6 protein-coding genes, 1 tRNA gene and 1 pseudogene are annotated in these 6,925 nt (G+C 42.7%); 6 read left to right on the forward strand and 2 right to left on the reverse strand.

Features of this window, described 5'->3' with window-relative positions; translation table 11 throughout:
• Positions 1–107: 107 nt before the first annotated feature.
• Positions 108–815, forward strand: a complete 708-nt coding sequence (locus H6G57_RS16475) for a Crp/Fnr family transcriptional regulator (protein WP_190520413.1) — start codon at positions 108–110, stop codon at positions 813–815.
• A gap of 21 nt (positions 816–836) precedes the next feature.
• A complete protein-coding gene (locus H6G57_RS16480; RefSeq protein WP_190520394.1) occupies positions 837–1,583 on the forward strand; it encodes a DUF2232 domain-containing protein in 747 nt (248 codons plus the stop codon).
• A 15-nt stretch (positions 1,584–1,598) separates the two neighbouring features.
• Here the strand turns inward: H6G57_RS16480 and H6G57_RS16485 are convergent, their stop codons facing one another.
• Positions 1,599–2,696, reverse strand: a complete 1,098-nt coding sequence (locus H6G57_RS16485; protein ID WP_190520396.1) for a sensor histidine kinase KdpD — start codon at positions 2,694–2,696, stop codon at positions 1,599–1,601.
• Positions 2,697–2,916: 220 nt separating this feature from the next.
• On the opposite strand from H6G57_RS16485, the gene H6G57_RS16490 reads away from it, so the two are divergent.
• The 3 genes from H6G57_RS16490 to H6G57_RS16500 all read left to right on the forward strand — a co-directional run bounded on the left by H6G57_RS16490 (position 2,917) and on the right by H6G57_RS16500 (position 5,217).
• Entirely contained in the window at positions 2,917–3,870 is a 954-nt protein-coding gene (locus H6G57_RS16490) for an RNA-guided endonuclease TnpB family protein (RefSeq protein WP_190520398.1), read from the forward strand.
• Positions 3,871–3,964: 94 nt separating this feature from the next.
• Positions 3,965–5,086 carry a nicotinate mononucleotide-dependent phosphoribosyltransferase CobT gene (cobT, locus tag H6G57_RS16495; RefSeq protein ID WP_190520400.1) on the forward strand — a complete coding sequence of 374 codons (1,122 nt, stop codon included), beginning with the start codon at positions 3,965–3,967 and terminating at the stop codon, positions 5,084–5,086.
• Between the two features lie 48 nt (positions 5,087–5,134).
• Positions 5,135–5,217, forward strand: a tRNA-Leu gene (locus H6G57_RS16500).
• 1,149 nt (positions 5,218–6,366) lie between these two features.
• Here H6G57_RS16500 and H6G57_RS16505 read toward each other — a convergent pair.
• The gene (locus H6G57_RS16505; protein ID WP_190520402.1) at positions 6,367–6,573 is read right to left on the reverse strand and encodes a CopG family transcriptional regulator; all 207 of its coding nucleotides are present in this window, start codon (positions 6,571–6,573) and stop codon (positions 6,367–6,369) included.
• A 153-nt stretch (positions 6,574–6,726) separates the two neighbouring features.
• Here H6G57_RS16505 and H6G57_RS16510 point away from each other — a divergent pair.
• Positions 6,727–6,925, forward strand: a pseudogene (locus H6G57_RS16510) (hypothetical protein); the annotation flags it as partial.

The raw sequence follows: 6,925 nt of genomic DNA on the forward strand, positions 1-6,925 counted from the left end.
GAGGATTGACACTCTTGAGCACTAATTCTCCTGACGGACAATCCACTAAAAACCCACTTTCTTTATTAGCTACTGAAGATTGCGAATTTATAAGTAATGACAGCCTCATGGAAGATCGGTATTTCTCCCGTGACAATCAATCTGATATCCACAAGATGATCCTCTCAACGCCTTTCTTTGAAGGCTTGCCGACTGATGCAGCTGATAAAGCAACATCTCATATTGTGGGTCGAAACCATCCAGCAAACCAAGTTATTTTGTTAGAAAATGACTGGGGGAGTTCCGTTTATTTTATTTTGGATGGTTGGGTCAAAATTCGTACCTATAATTTGGATGGTAAAGAAGTAACGCTAAATATTTTAGGTAAGGGTGAACTCTTCGGAGAAATGGCAGCCTTAGATGAAGTTCCCCGGTCTACGGATGTGATCACATTAGCTCCCACCTTAATTGGGAATATGCCGGCTCAGGATTTCGTGGAGTTAATTACAACGGAGCCTCGCGCCGGAATGCGACTGGCTCAGTTAATGGGGAGGCGTTTGCGTCAGGTGAATCGACGTCTACGATTGCGTGAATCCGATAGTACCTCACGGGTTGCTGATATTTTACTCTTTCTAGCCGAAGGTCAGGGAAAAAGCTCCAACGAAGGAACCCAAATTCCTAACCTTCCCCATCGAGAGTTAAGTGGTTTAAGTGGATTGGCACGAGAAACGGTAACTCGCGTTTTGAGTAAACTAGAAAAGAAAGGCTTAATTCATCGGGAACGAGATATTTTAAGTATTCCTGATGTCCACGCCCTAGAACGGATGCTGGTCTAATACAATTCTATTCCCGATTGCATGAGTGATTCCTCCCCATCGAGATCCCCGGCTTGCTCCTCTGAATCTGAGCATCAGAGTGTTGCATCCGTTGATTGTGATCCCCTCTCTCCCTCAACTTCAAGTTCTGTGCCTTCGATATCTCCTTCCCATAAAAACGCTCTCATCCTAGTTGAAACTGCGTTTTTAGCGAGTGCGGCGAGTTTAATTTGGTTTGTTAATTATTATTTCCCGATGGGGCCAGTGCTGCGGTTATTTTTCTGTTTACCGATGGCACTGTTATATTTACGTTGGGGAAAACGAGCCTCTGTGATGGGGGCTGTAGCTTCATTTTTATTATTATCGGTATTGATGGGGCCGACTCGCAGCATTGTGTTTTTGATTCCCTATGGCTGGTTAGGCGTGGTCTTGGGGGGAATGTGGAAACGGGGTGCCGCTTGGTGGATGTCTATTTCCATTGGGTCTGTGATTGTGGCGATTGGTTTTTTCTTTAAGTATTGGTTACTGTCAATCCTTCTGGGACGAAATTTGTGGGCCTATGGCACTGTCCAAATTGCTTCCCTGGCGGAATGGATTTTTATTAAGTTAGGGATTTTGGCTCAACCCAGTTTAATGTTAGTGCAAGCGATCGCGGTTTTAATGATTTTTATTAATAGTATTGTCTATTTATTTGTGGTTCATCTGGTATCTTTGCTGTTATTAGATCGCCTTAATAGCCCGATTCCTCGCCCGCCGAAATGGGTACAAGTTTTATTAGATTATGAATAAACTGTTGGAACATATTTAAACTTTAACCTTCGGTAACTTGACCATAAAGGTTGTTCCTTTCCCCTCTCCACTTTCAACCTCAAGGGTTCCTTGATGAGCTTCGGTAATACTCTTAGCTAAAAATAATCCTAATCCCCAGCCTGCTTGATCCTCAGCACCAATAGTTCGACGGAATTGTTGAAATAGGATTGATTGAGCTTCTAGGGAAATCGGCTTGCCTTGATTATGGATAGTCAGGTTGACCTGTGTTTCATTGTGCTGGAGGGTAAGTGTAATTGGCGTATTTGGATCACCATATTTCACCGCATTAATGGCTAAGTTTTCAATTACCCGTCGTATTTCTTTGCGACTGCAATAAATCCTGATATCAGCATCACAGACAACAACAAATCGCTCTCCATAAGCGAAGTTCAAATCCTCCACTACTTCCTGAAGGAGTACCTCTAAACTGCATTCTTCAAATTTCATTTTTAAGCTCTGTCCTGACCGTAGCCGACTCGCATCCAGCAGATCTTGAATCATTAAATCTAGACGATTGACTGCACCGAGCATCCTCGCAGCCACATCGATGTGGGTGTCTCCTCGCTCAAGCCGTCGCAGAGTCAATTGAGTTCCCAGTTTGACCACATTCAGCGGCCCTCTGAGGTCGTGAGTTAGCGTCACCATAAATAACTCTTGAATATCTCGCAACGTTTCGGAGAATTGAGTCGCAGCGTCATTAACGGCTTGCTCAATAGAGCCGATAATAATGTCTCGCTCCTCTACTTCTAAAGGTGCTTCTTCTTCTAAAACTTGAAAGATGACTTGACGGAGGATGTGATACTCCAAAATGAGTTGACTCATAGAGTAGTCAGCATACCCTGCCCGTTCATGCCCATGTTGCTTGCAAATCCGAGTGCTTTCTACCTCGTCGGCTGTGATTTGGATAGATGTCCTGACGATTCTGTTTGAGAGTTTATCTACCAGTTGGTTTAAGTACAGAGGTAGGGAATTTTGCAAGACAAGAGAATTTTGATGGGTTGATGCACCGACTTCATCACGAACCCGCTTTTCCCACAGGTGCATAATTCTTTCAGCATTTTGTTTAAGACGCTCAGACACTTGGTTGGACATCGTTTTGGTTGTGGATGAGTGACTGTTGAGAGAACACACACTCTCTTCCTTTTATACGGTGTATTGTGGTAGTACAGCAATGGTTATAAGACCAAAGTGGGAGTTTAAAAACTCAGTGTCTTCAGACCTGAGATGAAAAACGACTCAGGGGGTTTTAACTCCCGTGAATATTCTAACAATTTATGCTTACCTAAAAGTAGGTCGAGACAAGGAGACTTCCATGATAGTTTTAGAATATAAAGTTAAAGGCAAGCCCAATCAATATCAAGCAATTGATCAAGTAATTCGTACCACTCAATTTGTTCGCAATAAAGCGATTAGATACTGGATGGATAATTCCAGAGAATTGAAGATTGACAAGTTTGCCTTAAATAAATATTCAACGACTCTCAGAAAGGAATTCTCGTTTGTTAACGATCTAAATTCAATGGCAGTCCAATCCGCAGCAGAGCGGGGATGGGCTGCCATTAGTCGTTTTTATGACAATTGCCAGAAAAAGATTTCTGGGAAAAAAGGATATCCTAAGTTCCAGAAAGTAGGAATTGAGTCGTTTTATACAGACTCTAATGGATACCAAGAACCTAATCCTAAGTTTTTGAGAAAGATGGAAACGTCTATTAAGAAATCTCAGAGACAAATCTATAAAAAGGTTAAGGGTTCATCAGGTAGACGGAAAGCTAGAAAAGTTTACGCCAAAAAACACTTAAAAGTAAGTCGGCAACGGAATGAACACGCAAAGAGAATTGCACGTAACGTATGCACATCTAACGATGTAGTCGCCTACGTTGGCGTAGCCTGCGCGAAGCGCATAGATTTAAGTGTTAGGAATTTAGTTAAAAACCACTGTTTAGCTAAATCAATTAGCGACGCTAGTTGGTATTTGTTCCGGCAATGGATAGAATATTTTGCAGCTAAGTTTGATAAATTAGCAATTCCTGTTCCACCCCATTACACTTCGCAAAAATGCAGTAATTGTGGGGGAATTGTGAAAAAATCTCTATCAACTCGCACCCATATTTGTAATTGTGGATGCGAATTACATAGAGATACAAATGCTGCAATTAACATTCTGAATTCAGCTAAAAATAGGGAAGGGCATTCCCAAATTAACGCTACAGGAGTTGGAGTCTCTACTCTTCTTGGGGCAACCCTGGTTGAGCAAATTCTGACGTAGAATGTAGAATCCCCGCCTCTTCAGAGCGGGGAGTGTCAACAGGAACGTACTTCACTCCCAATTCCTCTAATGATCATCCTCCCACCCTATTTTTATGACCGTTCGCGTTTATACTGAGTTTGACCTAGGAAATCATTGGTTAGACCGCTATCAAGGTTGTTCCCCTGTATTTGCTTGTATATTGGGATTTACCGCCACCGCTTTAATTCCAGGGATTTCTGCCGCCGGAGCCACCCCAGAGACTCGACAATATACAGCCGTGGCGGATGCGGAATTTCTCTACAATGGCCCCCAACCTCAAGCTCACTATCCCTTACCTCCCTTAGCAAAGGGAGCATCTCCCGTCTTAATCTCCCGTGCTGTTCTGGAAGCCTTGGACTGTCCTTTATATGTGTTTAATGGGGGATTATCGGTTTCCCCTTCAGTTCCCACCGTGAATTTAGGGGGCGTTGGGGCCCAGTGTTTAACATCGGGTGCTGCGATGACCTTAGAAACGGTCAAACATCTGTTAGAGCAAGGATTAATCTGGGGAGAACGATTAGCAAAACAAGCTGAAAACAGTTATGTGATTTTATCGGAGTGTGTTGTGGGGGGAACCACAACCGCTTTAGCGATATTGCTAGGGTTGGGCTTTCCGGCTATGGGAAAAGTCAATAGTAGCCATCCCCAATGTAATCATCAGCAAAAATTAGCGATCGCTACAACGGGGTTAGAGCAAGGGGGATTTTGGCCCTTATCACAGACGGGATCTCAGGGTGTTGATCCCTTAAAGTTGGTAGCGGCGGTGGGTGATCCGATGCAAATTGTAGTGGCGGGAATGGCGATTTCTGCTAGTCGTAGTGTAGGGGTATTACTGGCGGGAGGAACCCAAATGTTAGCTGTATATGCGTTAGTAGAGGCGATCGCCATGGCCTTAGACCTGGGATGGGAGCGATCGCAAATTGTGGTGGGAACAACTCGTTGGGTAGCGGAGGATGAAACGGGTGATACGGTTGGGTTAGCGGAAGCGGTGGGAAGGGTTCCCCTGTTAGCCACCCAACTCAATTTTTGGGGTTCCCGTTATCCTCAACTCCAAGCCTACGAACAAGGGTATGTGAAGGAAGGAGTCGGAGCCGGGGGGGCTGCTATTGCGGCTCATCTAGCTCTGGGTTGGGATAATTCCCAATTGCTACAAGCTGTTGAGGGTATTTGCGATCGCATGATTTCTCTGTCTTAATGTCAAATTCAATAATTTTCTGCTATAATACCAATTGGCATAAAAAACGCGGACATGGCGGAATTGGTAGACGCGCTAGATTTAGGTTCTAGTACCGTAATGGTGTGAAGGTTCAAGTCCTTTTGTCCGCATTTATTGATTGGCTCGTAGGAAATGCTTACACCGTTAACAGCCATTACGGTACTAGAACCTAAATCTAGCGCGTTACTCAAAAATTACTCAATCTACTACTAACTTACAAGTAAAATGAGTAAATTATCCTTAACCTTTACATAAGGATAATTTATATAAAACCTTAAATAATTAATTAAAAATTATATTAATTATCACCAAAACTCACTATCACAAAATTTAAAAACTGTCAAATTATATAAATCAAAATTTATTGATACAGAGGTATTGTCAACAAGCAAAATTATTGAAACCTTATTTTTCTATAGGCCTATGAAGGTTTTGGCTAAATTACCCCTATATTTACTCACTCCCCCCCTAACCCAAACCGCGATTATATGACTTACAGTCTACCCGTCAAGGGCAATAGTCCTACGGATTCGTTTCACTCACCCTTGACCGCTATCCCTACAGCCCTAAATCTCTCTGTTGTGGGTTAGGGGGGTATCATCCCTAGCAGAAAGGACGCTCTAATAACTCACTCACTATCATTTATCTATTTTCAGCCGCCGAGTTCGGCGGCTGAAAATAGATATGAACTAATGAGTCTTTAGAATTTCACTCCCACTGGTTTAACGTCAGTGGGTTTTTTATTAAGGGGGTTGTGTAAAATACCGTGTAAGGGTTGTGTAAGCGTCGCAAGTCTTACTATGTATAGGTTTTAAGATATTTAACCATCAACAGATAAGTAGGGGCTGTGTAAGAGGTTGTGTAAGGTTAAAAGCGTTACAGAGTAGGGATTTCAGCATAGCTTACACAGCTTACACATCATTTTCCCTAAAATTTTTGAAAAACGGGTAAGGGTATTAATCGGGTAGTCCTAACTGGACATTGACAGAGGTATAGGTAATGAAAAATGATTTTTTTAGTAAAAAGGCTGTGTAGGCTGTGTAAGGAATGGTGAAAGTATTGATATATAAGGGTTAGAGGTTTACACAACCCCTTTACACAACCCCCTATCTAGTTTTAGCGTTAAAATACCTGTAACCCTTACAAGGTAATAGTCTTACCCTTACACAACCCCCTTACACAACCTACCGTGTAAATAGAGATAAAAATAACCCACCGATTGTTAGTCAGTGGGTTTTAGTGTTTGGGGGGTGAGTGGGTTAGTTATCCTTTAGCGGGTTTAACCCGTTCTCTTTCTGTTTCAATGCTTTTTCAGCCAATTTAGCCATAATCCAGCTAACAGAGCGTTCCTCTTCATTAGCCCAACGCTCTAACTCTTTTTTGACTTCCGGTTCAACGTAAGTGCTAATTAAATCTAGTTTGCGTTTACCCAAGTCTTTCACAGAAACCTCTACAGAACTTATCATACCTTGCTTTACCTTTATTTACTTTACCGTACTTGCTAATGTATCATACTCTCTGCTACAGTATCAACAAGTCAATAAACAACCCGTAGTGCTAACCGTCCAAAGTCTGACACTACGGGTACTCACCCCTAACTACTTAGGAGTCTTTAAATTATGACACTAACAGAACTCAAAGCACGCGCTACTGAATTGGGTTTAACCCCCGATGAAGTACGTCAGCATGGGAACCTTAGCTATAAAGCGACATGGGAGGCTGCGATCGCTCAATTTATGGTATGGAAAGAGGCGGTTGACACCCATTGCGAACAGATGGATATTCCTCAGTGGAGTTACCCAGAAGACAGCGTAGAAG

The sequence above is a fragment of the Planktothrix sp. FACHB-1365 genome (assembly GCF_014697575.1).
Lineage (GTDB): Bacteria > Cyanobacteriota > Cyanobacteriia > Cyanobacteriales > Microcoleaceae > Planktothrix.

What these genes read in the sequence shown, in the direction of transcription:
- H6G57_RS16480 (WP_190520394.1), top strand. Translation starts at nt 837, where the DNA reads ATGAGTGATTCCTCCCCATCGAGATCCCCGGCTTGCTCCTCTGAATCT.
- H6G57_RS16475 (WP_190520413.1), top strand. Translation starts at nt 108, where the DNA reads ATGGAAGATCGGTATTTCTCCCGTGACAATCAATCTGATATCCACAAG.
- H6G57_RS16505 (WP_190520402.1), bottom strand. Translation starts at nt 6,573, where the DNA reads ATGATAAGTTCTGTAGAGGTTTCTGTGAAAGACTTGGGTAAACGCAAA.
- H6G57_RS16490 (WP_190520398.1), top strand. Translation starts at nt 2,917, where the DNA reads ATGATAGTTTTAGAATATAAAGTTAAAGGCAAGCCCAATCAATATCAA.
- H6G57_RS16485 (WP_190520396.1), bottom strand. Translation starts at nt 2,696, where the DNA reads ATGTCCAACCAAGTGTCTGAGCGTCTTAAACAAAATGCTGAAAGAATT.
- cobT (WP_190520400.1), top strand. Translation starts at nt 3,965, where the DNA reads ATGACCGTTCGCGTTTATACTGAGTTTGACCTAGGAAATCATTGGTTA.